Source organism: Ideonella oryzae, from assembly GCF_024055665.1.
GTDB classification, from domain to species: domain Bacteria; phylum Pseudomonadota; class Gammaproteobacteria; order Burkholderiales; family Burkholderiaceae_C; genus Ideonella; species Ideonella oryzae.
Genome location: NZ_JAMXMC010000004.1, coordinates 190764 through 210465 on the forward strand (window position 1 = coordinate 190764; position 19702 = coordinate 210465).

General features: G+C 67.1%; 17 protein-coding genes. 13 read left to right on the forward strand and 4 right to left on the reverse strand.

Features of this window, described 5'->3' with window-relative positions; translation table 11 throughout:
* Positions 1–9: 9 nt before the first annotated feature.
* Positions 10–3078, reverse strand: a complete 3069-nt coding sequence (fdnG, locus tag M0L44_RS07785; RefSeq protein ID WP_252769073.1) for a formate dehydrogenase-N subunit alpha — start codon at positions 3076–3078, stop codon at positions 10–12.
* 189 nt (positions 3079–3267) lie between these two features.
* Here fdnG and mutS point away from each other — a divergent pair, with 189 nt between their 5' ends.
* From mutS to M0L44_RS07830, 9 genes are all read left to right on the forward strand, one after another.
* A complete protein-coding gene (mutS, locus tag M0L44_RS07790) occupies positions 3268–5877 on the forward strand; it encodes a DNA mismatch repair protein MutS (protein ID WP_252769074.1) in 2610 nt (869 codons plus the stop codon).
* The gene (locus tag M0L44_RS07795) at positions 5874–6698 is read left to right on the forward strand and encodes a proteasome-type protease (RefSeq protein WP_252769075.1); all 825 of its coding nucleotides are present in this window, start codon (positions 5874–5876) and stop codon (positions 6696–6698) included. The genes mutS and M0L44_RS07795 overlap by 4 nt, the downstream gene beginning before the upstream one ends.
* Positions 6699–6703: 5 nt before the next feature.
* Positions 6704–7504, forward strand: coding sequence for an alpha/beta fold hydrolase (locus M0L44_RS07800; RefSeq protein WP_252769076.1), 801 nt, complete (start codon positions 6704–6706; stop codon positions 7502–7504).
* A gap of 135 nt (positions 7505–7639) precedes the next feature.
* The gene (pyrG, locus tag M0L44_RS07805) at positions 7640–9298 is read left to right on the forward strand and encodes a CTP synthase (protein WP_252769077.1); all 1659 of its coding nucleotides are present in this window, start codon (positions 7640–7642) and stop codon (positions 9296–9298) included.
* Positions 9299–9309: 11 nt separating this feature from the next.
* Positions 9310–10167, forward strand: coding sequence for a 3-deoxy-8-phosphooctulonate synthase (gene kdsA / locus M0L44_RS07810; protein WP_252769078.1), 858 nt, complete (start codon positions 9310–9312; stop codon positions 10165–10167).
* A gap of 54 nt (positions 10168–10221) precedes the next feature.
* Positions 10222–11505: a phosphopyruvate hydratase gene (eno, locus tag M0L44_RS07815; RefSeq protein ID WP_252769079.1), complete on the forward strand. Its 1284-nt coding sequence runs from the start codon at positions 10222–10224 to the stop codon at positions 11503–11505.
* 49 nt (positions 11506–11554) lie between these two features.
* Positions 11555–11836, forward strand: a complete 282-nt coding sequence (gene ftsB, locus M0L44_RS07820; RefSeq protein WP_252769080.1) for a cell division protein FtsB — start codon at positions 11555–11557, stop codon at positions 11834–11836.
* A gap of 48 nt (positions 11837–11884) precedes the next feature.
* Entirely contained in the window at positions 11885–12520 is a 636-nt protein-coding gene (gene pnuC / locus M0L44_RS07825; protein WP_252769081.1) for a nicotinamide riboside transporter PnuC, read from the forward strand.
* Positions 12513–13199, forward strand: coding sequence for an AAA family ATPase (locus tag M0L44_RS07830; RefSeq protein ID WP_252769082.1), 687 nt, complete (start codon positions 12513–12515; stop codon positions 13197–13199). The genes pnuC and M0L44_RS07830 overlap by 8 nt, the downstream gene beginning before the upstream one ends.
* 18 nt (positions 13200–13217) lie before the next feature.
* On the opposite strand, the gene hslO is transcribed toward M0L44_RS07830, so the two are convergent.
* Positions 13218–14174, reverse strand: coding sequence for an Hsp33 family molecular chaperone HslO (gene hslO / locus M0L44_RS07835; protein WP_252769083.1), 957 nt, complete (start codon positions 14172–14174; stop codon positions 13218–13220).
* A 34-nt stretch (positions 14175–14208) separates the two neighbouring features.
* Here hslO and M0L44_RS07840 point away from each other — a divergent pair, with 34 nt between their 5' ends.
* The 3 genes from M0L44_RS07840 to M0L44_RS07850 all read left to right on the forward strand — a co-directional run bounded on the left by M0L44_RS07840 (position 14209) and on the right by M0L44_RS07850 (position 16769).
* Positions 14209–15021, forward strand: coding sequence for a ferritin-like domain-containing protein (locus M0L44_RS07840; protein ID WP_252769084.1), 813 nt, complete (start codon positions 14209–14211; stop codon positions 15019–15021).
* 103 nt (positions 15022–15124) lie between these two features.
* Positions 15125–15985, forward strand: a complete 861-nt coding sequence (locus M0L44_RS07845; RefSeq protein ID WP_252769085.1) for a basic amino acid ABC transporter substrate-binding protein — start codon at positions 15125–15127, stop codon at positions 15983–15985.
* Positions 15986–16016: 31 nt separating this feature from the next.
* Entirely contained in the window at positions 16017–16769 is a 753-nt protein-coding gene (locus tag M0L44_RS07850; protein ID WP_252769086.1) for an amino acid ABC transporter permease, read from the forward strand.
* Positions 16770–16843: 74 nt separating this feature from the next.
* Here the strand turns inward: M0L44_RS07850 and M0L44_RS07855 are convergent, their stop codons facing one another.
* A complete protein-coding gene (locus M0L44_RS07855; RefSeq protein WP_252769087.1) occupies positions 16844–17443 on the reverse strand; it encodes a MarC family protein in 600 nt (199 codons plus the stop codon).
* A 251-nt stretch (positions 17444–17694) separates the two neighbouring features.
* Here M0L44_RS07855 and M0L44_RS07860 point away from each other — a divergent pair, with 251 nt between their 5' ends.
* On the forward strand, positions 17695–18642 hold the full coding sequence (locus M0L44_RS07860) for a porin (protein WP_252769088.1): 948 nt from the start codon (positions 17695–17697) through the stop codon (positions 18640–18642).
* Positions 18643–18705: 63 nt separating this feature from the next.
* On the opposite strand, the gene xerD is transcribed toward M0L44_RS07860, so the two are convergent.
* A complete protein-coding gene (gene xerD, locus M0L44_RS07865; protein WP_256490155.1) occupies positions 18706–19638 on the reverse strand; it encodes a site-specific tyrosine recombinase XerD in 933 nt (310 codons plus the stop codon).
* Positions 19639–19702 lie beyond the last annotated feature (64 nt).

The following is a 19702-nucleotide window of genomic DNA, read 5'->3' on the forward strand; positions in this document are numbered from 1 at the left end:
CGCTCTACCTCAGACTTTCTCGACCTTGACCAGGAAGGTCTTGAACTCGGGGGTGTTGGTGTTGCCATCCCCCACGAAGGGCGTGAGCGTGTTGGCCAGGAAGCCCGGCTTGGTCACGCCCTTGAAGCCCCAGTGGATGGGGATGCCGACGTGGTGCACCGGCTTGCCCTCGATGGTCATCGGCTTGATCCGCTTGGTCACCACCGCCCGGGCCTTGATGAAGCCCCGCTTGGACGAGACCTTCACCATGTCCCCCGCTGCGATGCCCAGGCTCTGCGCCAGCACCTCGCCGATCTCGACGAACTGCTCGGGCTGGGTGATGGCGTTGAGCAGCGCGTGCTTGGTCCAGTAGTGGAAGTGCTCGGTCAGGCGGTAGGTCGTGCCCACGTGCGGGAACTCGTCGGCCTTGCCGAAGGTGTCCCAGATCGGCTTGAACACCCGCGCCGCCGGCGAACTGGTCGCCTTCGGATTCTTCGGGTGCATCGGGTTGTAGCCCAGCGGGGTGTCGAAGGGCTCGTAGTGCTCGGGGAACGGACCTTCGGCCAGACCTTTTTTGGCGAAGAAGCGGGCCACCCCCTCGGGGTTCATGATGAACGGACCGGCCCCTGTTTCCGGCGCCAGCGTGGGCGCCATGTCGGGCACGTCCGCACCGCCCCAGGCCGTGCCGTTCCAGCCGATGAGCTTGCGCTTCGGATTGAACGGCTTGCCGTTGACGTCGCAGGAGGCGCGGTTGTAGAGCACGCGGCGGTTGGCCGGCCAGGCCCAGGCCCAGTTCAGCGTGTTGCCGATGCCCGTCGGATCGGCGTTGTCCCGGCGCGCCATCATGTTGCCCGCCGTCGTCCAGGCCCCGGCAAAGATCCAGCAGCCGCCGAGGGTGGTGCCGTCGTCGCGCATCTCACCGAAACCGGCCAGTTGCTCACCCGCCTTGCGGATCACCTTGGTCGGGTCCTTGGGGTCCATCAGGTCGACCAGCGCGCGACCGTTGTACTCCTTGGCAACCTCTTCCGGCGTGGGTTCCTCCGCCTGCGCGTAGGGCCACCACAGCTTGGTGATGGGGTCGGGGAACTTGCCGCCGTCCTTGGCGTACAACGCACGCAGACGCAGGTGCAGGTCCGACATGATGCGGATGTCGGTGCGCGCCTCGCCCGGGGGCTCGGCCGCCTTCCAGTGCCACTGCAGCACGCGCGAGGAGCTGACGATCGAGCCCTCTTCCTCGGCGAAGCAGGTGGTGGGCAGGCGGAACACCGTCGTCTGGATCTGAGAGGCGTCCACGTCGTTGTACTCGCCGTGGTTCTTCCAGAACTCCGAGGTCTCGGTGGCCAGCGGGTCCATCACGACCAGGAACTTCAGCTTGGACAGACCCTCGCGCACTCGGTCCTTGTTGGACAGCGAAGCCAGCGGGTTGAAACCCTGCGCCAGATAGCCATTGACCTTGCCCTGGTGCATCAGTTCGAAGATCTGCAGCATGTCGTACTGCTTGTCGAACTTGGGCAGGAAGTCGTAGGCCCAGTGGTTCTCGGCCGTGGCGGCCGGACCGTACCAGGCCTTCATCAGGCTGACGTGGAACTTCGGGTAGTTCTGCCAGTAGCTCATCTGGCCCGGGCGCAGCGGCTTCTGCGTGCGGGTGTCGATGTACTTCTGGTAGTCCTGCTCGGCCTGGCTGGGCAGCGACAGGTAGCCCGGCAGGCTGGTGGACAACAACCCCAGGTCGGTCAGGCCCTGGATGTTGGAGTGCCCGCGCAGAGCGTTCATGCCGCCACCGGCCACACCGATGTTGCCCAGCAGCAGCTGCACCATCGCCCCGGTACGCAGGATCTGCGCGCCGATCGAGTGCTGCGTCCAGCCCAGCGCGTACATGATGGTCATGGCGCGGCCTGGCACGGCGGTGCTGGCCATCTTTTCGCACACGTGCAGGAACTTGTCCTTGGGCGTGCCGCAGATGCTCTCGACCTTTTCGGGCGTGTAGCGGCTGTAGTGCTTCTTCAGCAGCTGGTAGACGCAGCGCGGGTGCTCCAGCGTCGGGTCGGTCTTGACGAAGCCATCTGTGCCGAGCTCGTAGTCCCAGCTGGTCTTGTCGTAGCTGCGCTTTTCCTCGTTGTAGCCCGAGTAGATGCCGTCCTCGAACGCGAAGTCCTCGCGCACGATGAAGCTCATGTCGGTGTAGTTGACAACGTACTCGCGGTGGATCTTGTCGTTCGTCAGCAGGTAGTTGATCACCCCGCCCAGGAACGCGATGTCACTGCCCGACCGGATGGGGGCATAGAAATCAGCGACCGAGGCCGAGCGGTTGAAGCGCGGATCGACCACCATGAAGTACGCCTTGTTGTGCGCCTTCGCTTCGGTGACCCACTTGAACCCACAGGGGTGGGCTTCGGCGGCATTGCCGCCCATGACCAGGATGACGTCCGCATTCTTGATGTCGACCCAATGGTTCGTCATCGCTCCACGGCCAAACGTCGGGGCAAGACCTGCCACCGTCGGGCCGTGTCAGACACGGGCTTGGTTGTCGAATGCGAGCAGGCCCCAGGAGCGGGCCACTTTGTGGGTGATGTAACCGGCCTCGTTGCTGGAGGCCGAGGCCGCCAGCATGCCGGTGGTGAGCCAGCGGTTGACCGTCAGGCCATCGTCGGTCTTTTCGACGAAGTTGGCGTCGCGGTCTTCCTTCATGAGCTTGGCGATGCGGCCCATGGCCTCATCCCAGGACACGCGCTTCCACTCGTTGCTGCCCGGCTCGCGCACCTCGGGGTACTGCAGGCGGTTGGGGCTGTTCACAATGTCCAGCAGGCTGGCGCCCTTGGGGCACAGCGTGCCGCGGTTCACCGGATGGTCCGGATCGCCTTCGACGTGGATGACCGAGCGCTTGGCGTTCTTGGCGCCATCGCCCAGCGAATACATGAGGATGCCGCAACCGACCGAGCAGTATGTGCAGGTCTGGCGCGTGACCGTGGTCGCGGCGAGTTTGTACTGGCGGACTTCGGCCAGAGCGGTGGTGGGCGAAAAGCCCATCAACGCCAGGCTGGAGCCCGCCAAGCTTGAGCCAGTCACTTTCATGAACTGGCGCCTGGAGAGTTGCACCATGGGGCCCTCGTGATCAACATCAAGAATGGTGCGATCCATTCTAGGTTTCGGGGGAACCCTGGGAAGGTGCGGGCCCTACGTGGTAATACGTAGAAAAGGGGCATTGCGTGGGCCAAGCCTCGAAAACGGGCCGCGCACGGGCCTGTGCGAAGATGCCGAGTTCCCCGAGAGAACCGCCCGCTTCTCGCCATGAACTCTTCCCTCCTCCCGCCCGACAGCCCCGAACTGGCCGCCTCGCTCGAAGGCCACACGCCGATGATGGCCCAGTACCTGCGGCTCAAGGCCGGCCATCCGGACACGCTGCTGTTCTACCGGATGGGGGACTTCTACGAGGTGTTCTACGACGATGCCCGCAAGGCCCATCGCCTGCTGGACATCACGCTGACCACCCGGGGCCAGAGCGCCGGCGAGCCGGTGGTGATGGCCGGCGTGCCGGTGCACGCGGTGGAGAACTACCTGGCCCGGCTGCTGAAGCTGGGCGAATCGGTGGCGGTGGCCGAGCAGATCGGCGACCCGGCCACCAGCAAGGGGCCGGTCGAGCGCAAGGTGGTGCGGGTGGTCACCCCCGGCACCGTGACGGACAGCGAACTGCTGAACGACCGGGCCGACACCCTGCTGCTGGCCGTGGCCCGCCAGCGCGCCACCTGGGGCCTGGCCTGGCTGGGCGTGGCCAGCGGCCAACTGGGCCTGGCCGAGTGCGGCGAGCGCGAGCTGGGCAGCTGGCTGGCCCGCCTGGCACCGGCCGAGCTGCTGGTGGACCGGGACGAACTGCCCCCCGCGCTGCTGCAGTGCCGCGCCGCCCGCACCCGGCGCCCGGCCTGGCAGTTCGACAGCGGCCTGGGCCTGCGCAAGCTGTGCGAACAGCTCAAGGTGGCCAACCTGGCCGGCTACAACGCCCAGGAGCTGGGCACCGCCCATGCCGCCGCGGCCGCGCTGCTGAGTTACGCCGAACACACCCAGGGCCGTGCCCTGGCCCACGTCAACACCCTGTCGGTGGAGCGCAGCAGCGAGCTGATCGAACTGCCGCCCACCACCCACCGCAACCTGGAGCTGACCGAGACGCTGCGCGGAGAGGCCTCGCCCACCCTGCTCTCGCTGATCGACACCTGCCGCACCGGCATGGGCAGCCGTGCCCTGCGTCACTGGCTGACCCACCCGCTGCGCGACCGGGCCCAGGCCCTGGCCCGGCACGGCGCCATCGCCCAGATGCTGGCCGACGGGGTGGAGCCGCTGCGCGAGCTGCTGCGCGGCGTCAGCGACGTGGAGCGCATCTCGGCCCGCATCGCCTTGCGCCAGGTGCGGCCGCGCGAGCTGTCCGGCCTGCGCCAGACGCTGGCCGAGCTGCCGCGCCTGCGCGCCGTGGCCCCACGCGGCAGCGCCCTGCTGGACAGCCTGCACGCCGAGCTGGCCCCGCCGCCGGCCGTGGGCGAGTTGCTGACCCGCGCGATCGCCGCCGAGCCCGCGGTGCTGCTGCGCGATGGCGGCGTCATCGCCACCGGCTTCGACGCCGAGCTGGACGAACTGCGCGCCATCGGGCAGAACTGCGACGACTTCCTGCTGGCCCTGGAGGCCCGCGAGCGCGAGCGCACCGGCATCACCAACCTGCGGGTGCAGTTCAACAAGGTGCACGGCTTCTACATCGAGGTCACCAGCTCCGGCCGCGACAAGGTGCCCGCCGACTACCAGCGCCGTCAGACCCTGAAGAACGCCGAGCGCTTCATCACCCCTGAGCTCAAGGCCTTTGAGGACAAGGCCCTGTCGGCCCAGGACCGCGCCCTGGCCCGCGAGAAGTGGCTGTTCGAGTTGCTGCTCGATGAGTTGCAGGGCTTCCTGGGCCCGCTGACCGCGCTGGGCCGCGCCCTGGCCGCGTTGGACGCCCTGGCCGCGCTGACCGAGCGGGCCGCCACGTTGGACTGGTGCGCGCCCGAGTTCGTCAACCCCCCGTGCATCGAGATCCAGGCCGGCCGCCACCCGGTGGTGCAGGCCCGCCTGGCCGAGACGGGCGCGGGCGACTTCATCGCCAACGACTGCCGGCTGGATGCCCGCACCCGGCTGCAGATCATCACCGGCCCCAACATGGGCGGCAAGAGCACCTACATGCGCCAGGTGGCGCTGATCGTGCTGCTGGCCTCGATGGGCTCCTACGTGCCGGCACGCTTCTGCCGCCTGGGGCCGATCGACGCCATCCACACCCGCATCGGCGCGGCCGACGACCTGGCCAACGCCCAGTCCACCTTCATGATGGAGATGACCGAGGCCGCCGCCATCCTGCACAGCGCCACCGAGCACTCGCTGGTGCTGATGGACGAGATCGGCCGCGGCACCTCCACCTTCGACGGCCTGGCCCTGGCCTCGGCCATCGCCGCCCAGCTGCACGACCGCAACAAGGCCTTCACCCTCTTCGCCACCCACTACTTCGAGCTGACCGAGTTCCCGCGGCGCCACGAGCGGGCGGTGAACCTGCACGTGAGCGCTGCCGAGAGCGGCGACGACATCGTGTTCCTGCACGCCATCGAGCCCGGCCCGGCCAGCCGCAGCTACGGGGTGCAGGTGGCGCGGCTGGCCGGCATGCCGCCCACGCTGATCCGCCAGGCCCGCGCCACGCTGGAAGCGCTGGAGGGCCAGGCCCAGGCCCGGGAAGCCCAGGTCGACCTGTTCGCCCCGCCGCCGGTGCCGACGGCCCCGGTGCCGTCGGAACTGGAAGAAGCCCTGGGGGCGATCGACCCCGATGTGCTGACCCCCCGCGAGGCCCTGGACGCGCTCTACCATCTCAAGAAACTGCAGAAAGCCACCCCATGACCTACTGCGTCGGCATCCGGCTCAACGCCGGGCTCGTGTTCCTCTCGGATTCCCGCACCAACGCGGGCGTGGACGCCATCAGCACCTTCCGCAAGATGATCGTCTACGAAAAGCCGGGCGACCGCTTCATGGTGCTGATGTCCGCCGGCAACCTGAGCATCTCGCAATCGGTGCGGGAGATCCTGCAGGTCGAGAAGCTGCCCAATGGCGACGACGAGCCGATCTCCATCTGGAACGCCAAGAGCATGTTCGACGCCACGCGGGTGCTGGGCGCGGCCGTGCGCCGCGTCTACGAGCAGGACGGCCCCTCGCTGAAGGCCGCCGGCATCGACTTCAACTGCAGCATGATCTTCGGCGGCCAGATCGGTGGCGAAGCCATGCGCCTGTTCCTGGTCTATTCGGCCGGCAACTTCATCGAGGCCACCCGCGAAACCTGCTTCTTCCAGATCGGCGAAAGCAAGTACGGCAAGCCCATCCTGGACCGGGTGCTCACGCCCCACACCCCGCTGGACGAGGCGGCCAAATGCGCCCTGGTGTCGATGGACTCGACCCTGAAGTCCAACCTGTCGGTGGGCCTGCCGCTGGACCTGCTGGTCTACGAGGCCGGGCGACTCCGAAGCGAACGCATCGCGGTGCTGGACGAACACAACCCCTACTTCCAGATGATCCACACCACCTGGGGCCAGCGACTGCGCGAAGTGTTCGAGAGCATCGACGACCCGCAGTGGGACGGGGCCGAGGCGGACCACCCGCTCCTGGCCTCCAGCGAGCGCTTCGAGCCAATGCGCAAGATCGCCGGCCCCGACGAGAAGATCGTCTGAACCCCATGAACGGCACGCTGGTCTTTTCGCACGGCAACAGCTTCCCCGCCGGCACCTACCGGCAAATGCTGGACCTCTGGACCGAGGCCGGCCTGACGGTGCGGGCCGTGCCAATGTTCGGCCACGACCCGGCCTACCCGGTGGCCAGCAACTGGCGGGGTCTGCGCGACCAGTTGATCCACTTCATCGAGACCCAGCAGGCAGGTGAGCCGGTCTGGCTGGTGGGCCATTCGCTGGGCGGCCTGCTCAGCCTGATGGCGGCCTGCCGGCGCCCGGACCTGGCCCGGGGCCTGGTGATGCTGGATTCGCCGGTCATCACCGGCTGGCGCGCCCACAGCGTGGCCGTCTTCAAGCGCAGCGGACTCATCCAGCGGGTTTCGCCCGGCAAGGTGTCCCAGCAGCGGCGCCACCACTGGCCGGACCTGGCCAGCGTGAAACAGCACTTTGCCAGCAAGCCGGTGTTCGCGCGCTGGGCCCCGCAGGTGCTGGACGACTACGTCGCCGCCGGTTTCGTCGAGGCCCCGCAGGGCGGCGTGCAGCTGCGCTTCAGCCGCGAGGTGGAAACGCGCATCTACAACACCCTGCCTGACCACCTGGGCGCCCTGCTGCGCCGCCATCCGCCGCGCTGCCCGGTGGGCTTCATCGCCGGCACGCAGTCGGCCGAGATGCGCCAGGGCGGCACCGCCGCCGCACGGGCGCTGGCCCAGCACCGCTTCGTCCGCTTCGAGGGCACGCACCTCTACCCGATGGAGCGCCCGCAGGACACCGCCCGCGAGGTGCTGGCCCTGCTCGCCGACATGGCGTGACGTGCTGCCTGCCAGCCGGCTCGGGCGGGCCGATATAATGCCGATTTACCACCACAGCGCACGTGCATGTCTGCCTGGGCGGGTTCCGTTGGAGGAGCTGGCGTCTGGCAGGGGTGTGAGTGTGCGCTGCACGACATGACCAAGTTCGTCTTCGTCACCGGCGGTGTGGTGTCCTCCTTGGGCAAGGGCATCGCGTCGGCCTCTCTCGCAGCGGTCCTGGAATCGCGCGGTCTCAAGGTCACCCTCATCAAGCTGGACCCGTACCTCAACGTGGACCCGGGCACGATGTCCCCGTTCCAGCACGGGGAGGTCTTCGTCACCGACGACGGCGCCGAGACCGACCTGGACCTGGGCCACTACGAGCGCTTCATCACCACGCGGATGAAGAAGGCCAACAACTTCACCAGCGGCCAGGTCTACAAGACCGTGCTGGAGAAGGAGCGCCGCGGTGACTACCTGGGCAAGACGGTGCAGGTCATCCCGCACGTCACCAACGAGATCCAGGAATACGTCAAGCGCGGCGCCGGCTTCGGCACGCCCGATGCGGTGGATGTGGCCATCGTCGAGATCGGTGGCACGGTGGGTGACATCGAGTCCCTGCCCTTCCTGGAGGCCGTGCGCCAGCTCAGCCTGAAGCTGGGCCCGACCAACACCGCCTTCGTGCACCTCACCTACGTGCCCTACATCAAGGCCGCGGGTGAGCTGAAGACCAAGCCAACCCAGCACACGGTGCAGAAGCTGCGCGAGATCGGCATCCAGCCCGACGTGCTGCTGTGCCGTGCCGACCGCGAGGTGCCGGCCGACGAGCGCGAGAAGATCTCGCTGTTCACCAACGTGCCGCTGCATGGTGTGATCTCCATGTGGGACGTGGACACCATCTACAAGGTGCCGCGCATACTGCACGAGCAGGGCCTGGATGAGCAGGTCTGCATGAAGCTGCAGCTGCTGACCAAGCCGGCCGACCTGAAGATCTGGGATGACCTGGTTTATGAGGTGGAGCATCCGCGCGGCGAGGTGACCATCGCCATGTGCGGCAAGTACACCGACCTGTCGGATTCCTACAAGTCGCTCAACGAGGCCCTGCGCCACGCTGGCCTGAAGAACCATGTGCGGGTCAAGATCGAGTACGTCGATTCCGAGACCCTGACACCCGAGAACGCCAACCAGGCCCTGGGCGCCTACGACGCGGTGCTGGTGCCCGGCGGCTTCGGCAAGCGCGGCGTGGAAGGCAAGATCTGCGCGGCCCAGTTCGCCCGCGAGACCCAGGTGCCCTACCTGGGCATTTGCCTGGGCATGCAGGTGGCCACCATCGAGTACGCGCGCCACAAGGCCGGCCTGGCCGGCGCCAACTCCACCGAGTTCGAGCCCGAGGCCCCGCACAAGGTCATCGCGCTGATCGACGAGTGGCAGGATGCCGACGGCACCATCCAGAAGCGCGACGCCAGTTCCGACCTGGGCGGCACGATGCGCCTGGGCGCTCAGAGCTCCGACGTCAAGCCCGGCACCCTGGCCTTCGACATCTACGGCCCGGTCGTGACCGAGCGCCACCGCCACCGCTACGAGGCCAACGAGCACTACCTGGACGCGCTGCAGAAGGCCGGCCTGGTGATCTCGGCCATCACCCAGCGCGAGAAGCTCACCGAGATCGTCGAGCTGCCGCGCCAGACGCACCCCTGGTTCGTCGGCGTGCAGTTCCACCCCGAGTTCAAGTCCACCCCCTGGGATGGGCACCCGCTGTTCAACAGCTACATCAAGGCCGCGCTGGACCACCAGGCCGCGCGCGCCAAGGCCTGAAGGAGACCGGCATGCAACTCTGTGGATTCGAGGTCGGTCTCGACAAGCCCTTCTTCCTGATCGCCGGCCCCTGCGTGATCGAGAGCGAGCAACTGCAGATGGACGTGGCCGGCCGCCTGAAGGAAATCACCTCGGCGCTGGGCATCCCCTTCATCTTCAAGAGCAGCTACGACAAGGCCAACCGCTCCTCCGGCAGCTCGCCGCGCGGCCCGGGCATGGACAAGGGTCTGGAGATCCTGGCCAAGGTCCGCAAGGAACTGGGCGTGCCGGTGCTGACCGATGTGCACAGCGAGGCCGAGGTGCCGGCTGTGGCCGCCGTGGTGGATGTGTTGCAGACGCCGGCCTTCCTGTGCCGGCAGACCGACTTCATCCGCGCCGTCGCCCAGTGCGGCAAGCCGGTGAACATCAAGAAGGGCCAGTTCCTCGCCCCGCACGACATGAAGAACGTGATTCAAAAGGCACGGGATGCGGCTCGCGAGGCTGGCCTGTCCGAGGACCGCTTCATGGCCTGCGAGCGTGGCGCCAGCTTTGGCTACAACAACCTCGTCTCCGACATGCGCAGCCTGGCGATCATGCGCGAGACGCAGGCGCCGGTGGTGTTCGACGTGACCCACTCGGTGCAACTGCCCGGCGGCCAGGGCACCAGCTCGGGTGGCCAACGCGAGTTCGTGCCGGTGCTGGCCCGTGCCGGCGTGGCCGTCGGTGTGGCCGGGCTGTTCATGGAGACGCACCCGGACCCGGCCCATGCGATGTCGGACGGCCCCAACGCCGTGCCGCTGCACCACATGAAGGCCCTGCTGGAGCAACTGGTGGCCCTGGACCGCGTGGTCAAGACCCAACCCCTGCTCGAGAACGATTTCAGCTGCTGAGGCGCACGCGCCCCTCGGTACGCCAGACCCCGTTTCAACATCAATGGAGAGAACATGAGCGCCATCGTTGACATCGTCGGCCGCGAAGTGCTGGACAGCCGCGGCAACCCCACCGTCGAGTGCGACGTGCTGCTGGAAAGCGGCACCATGGGCCGTGCCGCCGTGCCCTCGGGTGCTTCCACTGGCTCGCGCGAAGCCATCGAGCTGCGCGATGGCGACAAGAGCCGCTACCTCGGCAAGGGCGTGCTCAAGGCCGTCAGCAACATCAACACCGAGATCAGCGAAGCGGTGCTGGGCCTGGATGCTTCCGAGCAGGCCTTCCTGGACAAGACCCTGATCGACCTGGACGGCACCGAGAACAAGAGCCGCCTGGGCGCCAACGCGATGCTGGCCGTGTCGATGGCCGTGGCCCGCGCCGCCGCCGAAGAGTCCGGCCTGCCCCTATACCGCTACTTCGGCGGCATGGGCGGTGTGCAACTGCCAGTGCCGATGATGAACGTCATCAACGGCGGCGCCCACGCCAACAACACCCTGGACATCCAGGAGTTCATGATCATCCCGGTGGGTGCCCCCAGCTTCCGTGAAGCGATCCGCTATGGCGCCGAGGTGTTCCACGCCCTGAAGAAGCTGATCGACAGCAAGGGCATGAGCACCGCCGTGGGCGACGAAGGTGGCTTCGCCCCCAGCGTGGCCAGCCACGAAGCGGCCATCCAGCTGATCCTGGAAGCCATCGAGAACGCCGGCTACACCGCCGGCAGCCAGATCGCCATCGGCCTGGACTGCGCCTCCAGCGAGTTCTACAAGGACGGCAAGTACCAGCTGGCCGGTGAAGGCCTGACGCTGACGGCCGCCGAATGGACCGACATCCTGGCGACCTGGGTCGACAAGTACCCGATCATCTCCATCGAAGATGGCATGGCCGAGGGCGACTGGGACGGCTGGAAGCACCTGACCGAGCGCCTGGGGCAGAAGGTCCAGCTGGTGGGTGACGACCTGTTCGTGACCAACACCAAGATCCTGAAGGAAGGCATCGACAAGGGCATCGCCAATTCGATCCTCATCAAGATCAACCAGATCGGCACCCTGACCGAGACCTTCGCCGCCATCGAGATGGCCAAGCGCGCCGGCTACACCGCCGTGATCAGCCACCGCTCGGGCGAGACGGAGGACTCGACCATCGCCGACATCGCCGTGGGCCTGAACGCCGGCCAGATCAAGACCGGCTCGATGAGCCGCAGCGACCGCATGGCCAAGTACAACCAGTTGCTGCGCATCGAGGAAGACCTGGGCGACGTGGCGGTGTACCCGGGCCGCAGCGCCTTCTACAACCTGCGCTGACGGCCGTCTGCCGCAGCCAGGCCCCTCGGCTGCGGCATACTCCCGCCCCATGCGTGCCCTGCCCATCCTCCTGGCAGCCCTGTTGCTGATCGTGCAGGCCGAACTCTGGTTCGGCCGCGGCGGGGTGTCGCATGTGATGGAGCTGCAGCGCGAGGTGGCCGCGCAACGCGCTGCCAACGACCAGGCCCGCACGCGCAACGAGCGCCTGCAGGCTGAGGTGACCGACCTGCGCGAGGGGTTGGAAATGGTCGAGGAGAAGGCCCGGATGGAACTGGGCATGATCCGCCCGGACGAGATGCTGGTGGTGATCTCCCCCAACGTCACCCGCTGACCCTCTTTTCGTCCCCCAACCGCCGCGCCCCGCCCGGCGCTTCCCGCGATGGATGCATTGCACGATGTGGCCAGCCTCTGGCTGCAACCCGCCTTCACCCTTTGGGGCAGCCCCATCACCTGGACCGAGCTGCTGGCCTGCGTGCTGTCCCTGTGGATGGTCGGCTGCAACATGCGTGTGCATCCGCTGGGCTGGCCCCTGGCCATCGTGAGTTCCCTGCTCTACGCCGCCCTCTTCCTGCACTACCGGTTGTATGGGGAAGCCAGCCTGCAGTTGATCTTCGTCGCGCTGGCGGGATGGGGCTGGTGGGAATGGTTGAAGGGCCGCGGCGAGGATGGCCAAAGACTGACCGTGCACCGTCTGGGTGGACGGGCCCGGCTGCGAGCCGCGCTGCTCACCGCCACGGCCTGGCCTCTGCTCGGCCTGCTGCTGCACCGCATGACCGACAGCGACGTGCCCTTCCTCGATGCCCTGCCCACCGTGGGCAGCGTGGCCGGGCAGATCCTGCTGGGCCGCAAGCTGATCGAGAACTGGCCGGTGTGGATCGCGGTGAATCTGGTGAGCGTCGGGCTCTTCGCCTACAAGGGTCTGTGGCTCACCGTGCTGCTCTATGCGCTGTTTGCCGGCCTGGCGGCCTGGGGCTGGCGGCGTTGGCAAGCCCTGGAGGGCCAGGTGCGTGGCTGAGCCGGGTCGCATCATCGCCATCGTCGGCGCGGAAAGCACCGGCAAGAGCACGCTGGCCCGCACCCTGGCCGAGGCGCTGCCCGCGCTGACCGGCTGGCGCTGCACCTGGGTGCCCGAGGTGCTGCGGGAGTGGTGCGAGACCGCCGGACGCACCCCGCGCGAGGACGAGCAGGCCAGCATCGCGGCCGAGCAGGCCAAACGACTCGAGGCGGCCGCCCGCCAACATGAGCTGGTGCTGGCCGACACCACCCCGCTGATGACCGCGGTCTACCACCACCAGGTGTTCGGCAGCAGCGCGCTGGACGCCCTGGCCTTGGACTGGCAGCGCCGGCATTGCGAGATCACCTTGCTGACCGCGCTCGATCTGCCTTGGCAGGCCGATGGGCTGCAGCGGGACGGCCCCCATGTGCGCCAGCCGGTGGATGCGCGGCTGCGTCAGTTGCTGGTGGGGCAGCGGCTGCCGTTCACCGTCGTGGCCGGCCAGGGGCCGCGGCGGACGGATGCCGCCCTGGACGCCCTGGGCGCGCTGTGGCGACCTCAGGCCGTCTCGCACGGCATGCGCTCACAGGGCCTGTTCAGCCGCCTGGAGGACCGCGAAGCCCGCCAGCCTGCATGGTTGTGGACCTGCAGCGACTGCGACCAGCCGGACTGCGAGCACCTGGCCTTCCAACGCCGCTGAATGGCGTTCGGCGAGCGGTCAGTGCACCGTCGCCGAGCCGGGTGGCTGATTCTGCCCGGGGGTGAACAGCTCGCCCACGTCGACCGCATCGAAGCGGTACTGCCGCCCGCAGAAGTCGCAGCCGACCTCCACCTGCCCCTGCTCGGCCAGGATGTCCTGGACCTCCTCCTCGCCCAGGCTGGTCAGCATGCCCTTGACCCGCTCGGTGGAGCAGGTACACGAGAAGCGCGGGGCCAGCGGCTCGAAGCGCTGCAGCGGCTCTTCCCAGAAGAGGCGGCGCAGCACCGTGTCGGCATCCAGGGTCAGCAGTTCGTCCCGGGTCAGCGTGCTGGCCAGGTGGGCGATGCGGTTGAAGGCCTCGGACAGGCCGATGTCGTCCTCGTTGCGGCGCCCGCCCAGGTTGCCCTCGCCTTCCACCGGCAGGCGCTGGATCAGCAGCCCGGCGGCGATCTCGTCGTTGGCGGCCAGCACCAGGCGGGTGTCGAGCTGTTCGGACTGCAGCATGTAGTGCTCCAGCACCTGGGACAGTTGCTGCAGCGGCTCGCGCTGGTCGCCATGCAGCGGCACCACGCCCTGGTAGGGCTGCTGGCCGGGCAGGCGGTCCTGGGGGTCGAGCGTGATCGCGCAGCGGCCCTGGCCATGGACGTTGAGCATGGCTTCCAGCCGGGCGTCCTCGGGCACCTCGCCCACCACCTTGGCCGTCACACGGAAGCCCAGGTCCGAGCGCGATTCGGCCACAGCCAGCTTGACCGGGCCATCGCCAAAAACCTGCAGGATCAGGGCGCCATTGAACTTGATGTTGGCCTGCATCAGTGAAGCGGCTGCGGCCATCTCGCCCAGCAGTTCGCGCACCGGGACAGGAAACTCGCCCGCCTCCTCGCGCCGCGCCAGCACCTCGCGCCAGCTGTCGGTCAATCGGACCAGCATGCCGCGCACCGGCAAGCCTTCGAACAGGAATTTGTGGAGTTCGCTCATGAAGCAGGATCAGGGGTGACCGATAATTTTACGGATGGAACTGAGGACGCAGGCGCTCAAGGTCTTGTGCGAGACCGACCCCACGCGCAAGGCCGAGCAGGCCCGCGCGCTGTATCTCGCCCCCCCGGCGCTGGATGCCGGGGCGACACTGACCGTCCCCCCGGGCCTGCCCGGACGGCCGGAGCGCCCTCTTCTGGTGCCTGCGGACCAGGTGCCCGCCCGGTCGCCCTTCACGCCACCAGGCCGGGCCGCGTTGCTGCACGCCATCTGCCACATCGAGTTCAACGCGATCAACCTGGCCCTGGACGCACTCTGGCGCTTTCCGGGCCTGCCTGAGGACTTCTACCGCGACTGGCTGCAGGTGGCGGGTGAGGAGGCCCTGCACTTCACCCTGCTGCGCGAACATCTGCGGAGCCTGGGCCACGACTACGGCGATTTCGACGCCCACGACGGCCTGTGGCAGATGGCCGAACGCACCCGCGAGGACGTGCTGGCCCGCATGGCCCTGGTGCCTCGCACACTGGAGGCCCGCGGCCTGGACGCCACGCCCCCCATCCAGGCCAAGCTGCGCAAGGCCGGCGACGAGCGCGCGGTGGAGATCCTGGACATCGTCCTGCACGACGAGATCGGGCATGTGGCCATTGGCAACCGCTGGTATCGCTGGCTGTGCGAAGGGCGGGGACTGGACCCGGTGACCTTGTATCCCACCCTGGTTGCCCAGTACGAAGCCCCGCGGCTGCGGCGCCCTTTCAACCTGGCCGCCCGACAGGCCGCCGGTTTCGCGCCGGAAGAACTGGCCTGGCTGGATCAGGATGGCGTCACCAGCCCGGTGCGCCACACACCATGATGGTGCGGGTACACCCCAGCCCCGCGTGGCGTGGAATTTGCACCCCCCGCTTTACACTGTGCGATGCGCACATACACCACTTGGTATTAACCCGAGGAACCCCATGTCTTCCATGAGCACCCGTCACTTCCTGAAGCTCGCCAGCACGCTGGCGATGGGTCTGGTCTTGGCCGCCTGCAGCAAGCAGGAACCTGCCGCGCCGGTCGAGGCCGCTTCTGCGCCCGCGTCCGAACCCGCCCCGGTCAAGGTCTACACCGTGGGCACCGATGCCGCCTACGCGCCGTTCGAGTACCAGAACGAGAAGGGCGAGATCGTCGGCTTCTCGGTGGATCTGCTGACCGCCGTCGCCGAAAAGGGTGGCTTCCAGGTCAAGTTCATCAACACCCCCTGGGAAGGCATCTTCAATGCGCTGACCCAGGGTGACCGCGACCTGCTGATCTCGTCGATCACCATCACCGACGAGCGCAAGCAGACCATGGACTTCTCCGATCCGTACTTCGACGCGATCCAGCTGATCGCCGTCAAGGCCGACTCCAAGGTCGCCAAGTTCGAGGACCTGAAGAAGCTGAAGGTGGGTGTGCAGACCGGCACCACCGGCGATGAAGTCGTCACCAAGCTGCAGGGCAAGACCTCCACGCTGATCAAGCGCTTCGAGTCCACCCCGCTGGCCCTGAAGGAACTGGAAGCCGGTGGCGTGGACGCCGTGGTGGCCGACAACGGCGTGGTGATCCACTACGTGGCCAACAACCCGGATGCCAAGTTCAAGACCGTGGCCGACACCAAGTCCTTCGCACCCGAGCAGTACGGCATCGCCGTGAAGAAGGGCAACGCCGAGCTGATGGCCATGATCAACAAGGGTCTGGCCGCCGTGAAGGCCGATGGCAGCTACGCCGCGATCTACAAGAAGACCTTCGGCACGGAGCCGCCGGCCGCTGCCGCACCGGCTTCTGCCGCTTCGAACTGATCGACCCCAGCCCTGAAGAGAGAAGCGTTCCGTGGATTTGCGTTGGGACATTCTGGCGGGCTACGGCCCGCTGTTTCTGGAAGGCCTCTGGACCACGATCGAGCTCACCCTGGTGGCCATCGCCTGCGGGCTGGCGCTTGGTGTGCTCCTGGGCCTGATCAGCAGTTCGCGGGACGCGCCACCACCCAAGTCGGTGGCGCTGTACTGGGTGCTCAAGGGCATTCGGGGCGTGGCACTGGCCTATGTGACCTTCTTCCGCGGTACGCCGCTGTTCGTGCAGATCCTGCTGGTCCACTTCGCTGTGATGCCGGCGCTGATCCACCCGGACCACGGCCTGCTGCTGTCTGGGGACCTGGCCCGCCAGTTCCGGCAGGACCACGGCGCCTTTTTCTCGGGGGCTGTGGCCCTGAGCCTGAACGCGGGGGCCTACATCTCCGAGATCTTCCGTGCCGGCATCCAGAGCATCCACCTGGGCCAGACACAGGCCTCGTGGAGTCTGGGCCTGACCCATGGCCAGACCATGCGCTACGTGGTGCTGCCGCAGGCCTTCCGCCGCATGGTGCCGGCCCTGGTGAACGAGGGCGTCTCGCTGATCAAGGACTCGTCCCTGGTCTCGGCCATCGGCCTGGCCGAGCTGGCCCTGGCCGCACGCACGGTGGCGGGTGCCTACTCCCGCTACTGGGAGCCCTACCTGGCCATCTCGGCCATGTACCTGGCGCTGACGCTGCTGCTGTCGCTGGCGGCGCGCAAACTGGAAGCCCCCAGCCATCTGCGCGGTCGCTGAGAGACCGCCCTCCCCGCTTCACACAACGCGCCCTTGTGGCGCGTTTTTCATTTTGGCGACGCGGCGGACCCCGTTCAAGAAGGATCGAAGAAGTAGCGCTTGAGTCCGGCCAGCACCATCTCGACGGCGATGGCGGTCAGGACCAGCCCCATCAGCTTCTCGATCGCGTTGACCATTTGCGACCCGATCCAGCGGCGGATGGGCTCGGCCAGCACCATCACCGCACCGCAGACCAACATCGCCAGAGTCAGCGCACCAATCCAGTAAGCCAGACGCTCCGGTTGCCGGGACGCCAGCAACAGGACCGTGGCCATGGCGGAGGGCCCCGCCAGCAGGGGCACGGCCAGCGGGAAGATCATCGGTTCCCGGTCGCCGTCGGTTGCGTAGATTTCACCGCCGTTGGCGAAGATCATGCGGATGGCGATGATCATCAGGATCACCCCGCCGGCCACCTCCAGGGAACGCTCCGACAAGTGCATCAGGCGCAGAAAGCCCTCGCCAGACAGCATGAAACCCAGCAGAACGAAGAAGGCGATCAGCACCTCCCGCAGGGCCACCCGCGTCCGGCGTTCCGGCGCGACCCCCTTGAAGACCGCCACGAAGATCGGCAGGCTGCCAAAGGGATCCAGCACCAGCAGCAGGAGCACGAAGGCGGAAACAAAGGTATGGTCCATGCTCAGGATTCTCGCCTGGGCAGAACCTCTTTGCTCAGCAGCCGGCCGCCCGCCCGAAGTTGCATCAACGCAACACAAGAGGGCACAGGGAGGCGCCAAACAGGTCCCGCCATGGGGCAAACCCGAAATGCACAGCTAAACTCGGTTTCACAGTGCTGTCATACGGCACTTCCGAGTTTCGGCGTCCTGCGCTGCGTAGCACAAGCACAGACGTGAGACTCCTTTGTTTCACTGACCAAGGGTCCTTCAACATGAAGAAATCTCTCGTCCTGACCGCGATCGCGGCCACCCTGGCGGCTCCCGCCTTCGCCCAAAGCTCCGTGACCATCTACGGTCGCCTGAACCTGTCGGTCGAAAGCACCAAGGTTGATGGCGCCGACAAGCGCGACTGGCAAGAAGTGGACAACTCGTCCCGCATCGGCTTTGCCGGCGAAGAAGACCTGGGCGGCGGCAACAAGGCCATCTTCAAAATCGAACACGGCTTCGACGCTTCGACGGGCACGGTCAAGGGCGATCGTTTCTGGGGTCGTGAGTCGACCGTGGGTCTGGCCACCCGTTACGGTACCCTGAAGCTGGGCAACCTCGACAACAACGAGGCTTACCACGCCACCGCCGACTACGTGTCCTGGGTCAACCACGACACCGGCACCACTTCTGACTTCCTGTACCGCGGCCCGAACTACTACGGTTCGCTGCAGAACGCCGTGTCGTACAACACCCCGGACCTGAACGGTTTTGTGGGCTGGGTGCAAACCGCTGAAGCCTACGGCGGCGAAAAGAGCAAGCCCCTGGCTCTGGCTGGCTACTACGACCGTGGTGCCCTGCATCTGGGTGCTGGCTTCGACAAGCATGGCGACGACAAGGCCACCACCGTCCGCGCCAACTACGACCTGGGCGCCTTCGGCGTGGGCGGCTACTTCAGCCACACCACCGGCTCCTACGAGTTCAACACCTGGCGTCTGGTGGGTATGTACACCCTGGGCGCCAACGAGTTCCACCTGAACTACGGTGGCACCAACAAGGTGAAGATCGACGGTCTGGGCGAAGCCGCCAAGGCATGGCAAGCCACCGCTGGCTACAACTACAACCTGAGCAAGCGCACCAAGGTCTACGCCTTCGTGACCAAGGTGAAGGACGACGATGCCGCTTTCACCGGCACCTTCAACACCTTCGGCGCTGGCATCCGCCACAACTTCTGATGCTCGAGGCCCACGGGCCTCTGCTCAGCAAGTGCTGAAAGCCGACCTTCGGGTCGGCTTTTTTCATTTCAGGCCCCGGGGATGGTGACGTGCGTGCAGCGACTTCAGCCGTTCGCGCGCCACGTGGGTGTAGATGGTGGTCGTGGAGATGTCCGCATGCCCCAGCAGCATTTGCACCACCCGCAGGTCGGCCCCGTGGTTGAGCAGATGGGTGGCAAAGGCATGCCGCAAGGTGTGCGGAGACAGCGGTACGGTCACCCCGGCCAGGCCCGCGTAGCGCTTGACCAGCGTCCAGAACATCTGGCGGGTCATGCCCTCCCCGCGCCCCGTCACGAACAAGGCTGTGGATTGGCGCCCCTTCAGAATCTCGCCCCGTGCCTCGGCCAGATAGCGGCGAATCCAGCCCTCGGCCTCCTGCCCGAAGGGCACCAGCCGCTCCTTGCGGCCCTTGCCGGTGACTCGGAGCACCCCCTCCGCCAGCCCCACCTCCACCGAAGAAAGCCCCACCAACTCCGACACCCGCAGGCCGCTGGCATACATCAACTCCAGCATGCAGCGGTCGCGCAGCCCCAAGGGGTTGCCTACATCGGGCGCCTGCAGCAGGGCCTCGACCTGCGTCTCGGTGAGGGTCTTGGGCAGACGCAGCGGCTGACGGGCCGACTGCAGTTGCAAGGTCGGATCCTCGGCGACATGGCGCTCCCGCACCGCCCAGCGGTAGAAACGGCGAAACACCGCCAAGCGGCGGTTGGCCGTGGTGGCGCGTGTGCCGGCGTGTCGGTCGGCCGCGTAGGCCAGCAGATCACTCAGCCGAACAGACTGCAGCCCGACCGCAGGATCACGCCCCCCCAGCCACAACGCCAGTGCACTCAGATCACGCCGATAAGCCGCCAACGTGTTCTGGGAAAGCCCGTCCTCGATCCACAGGGCAGCGCAGAACGCGTCGATCAGGGCAGCATCCGCCTGCGCAAGCACGGGTGACGGTACGGAAGGAGACAAGGGCGACAAGACAGATCGTGGAGAAAGACGAAGTGGGGTCTGGACGATACCCGGTCGGGGCCGC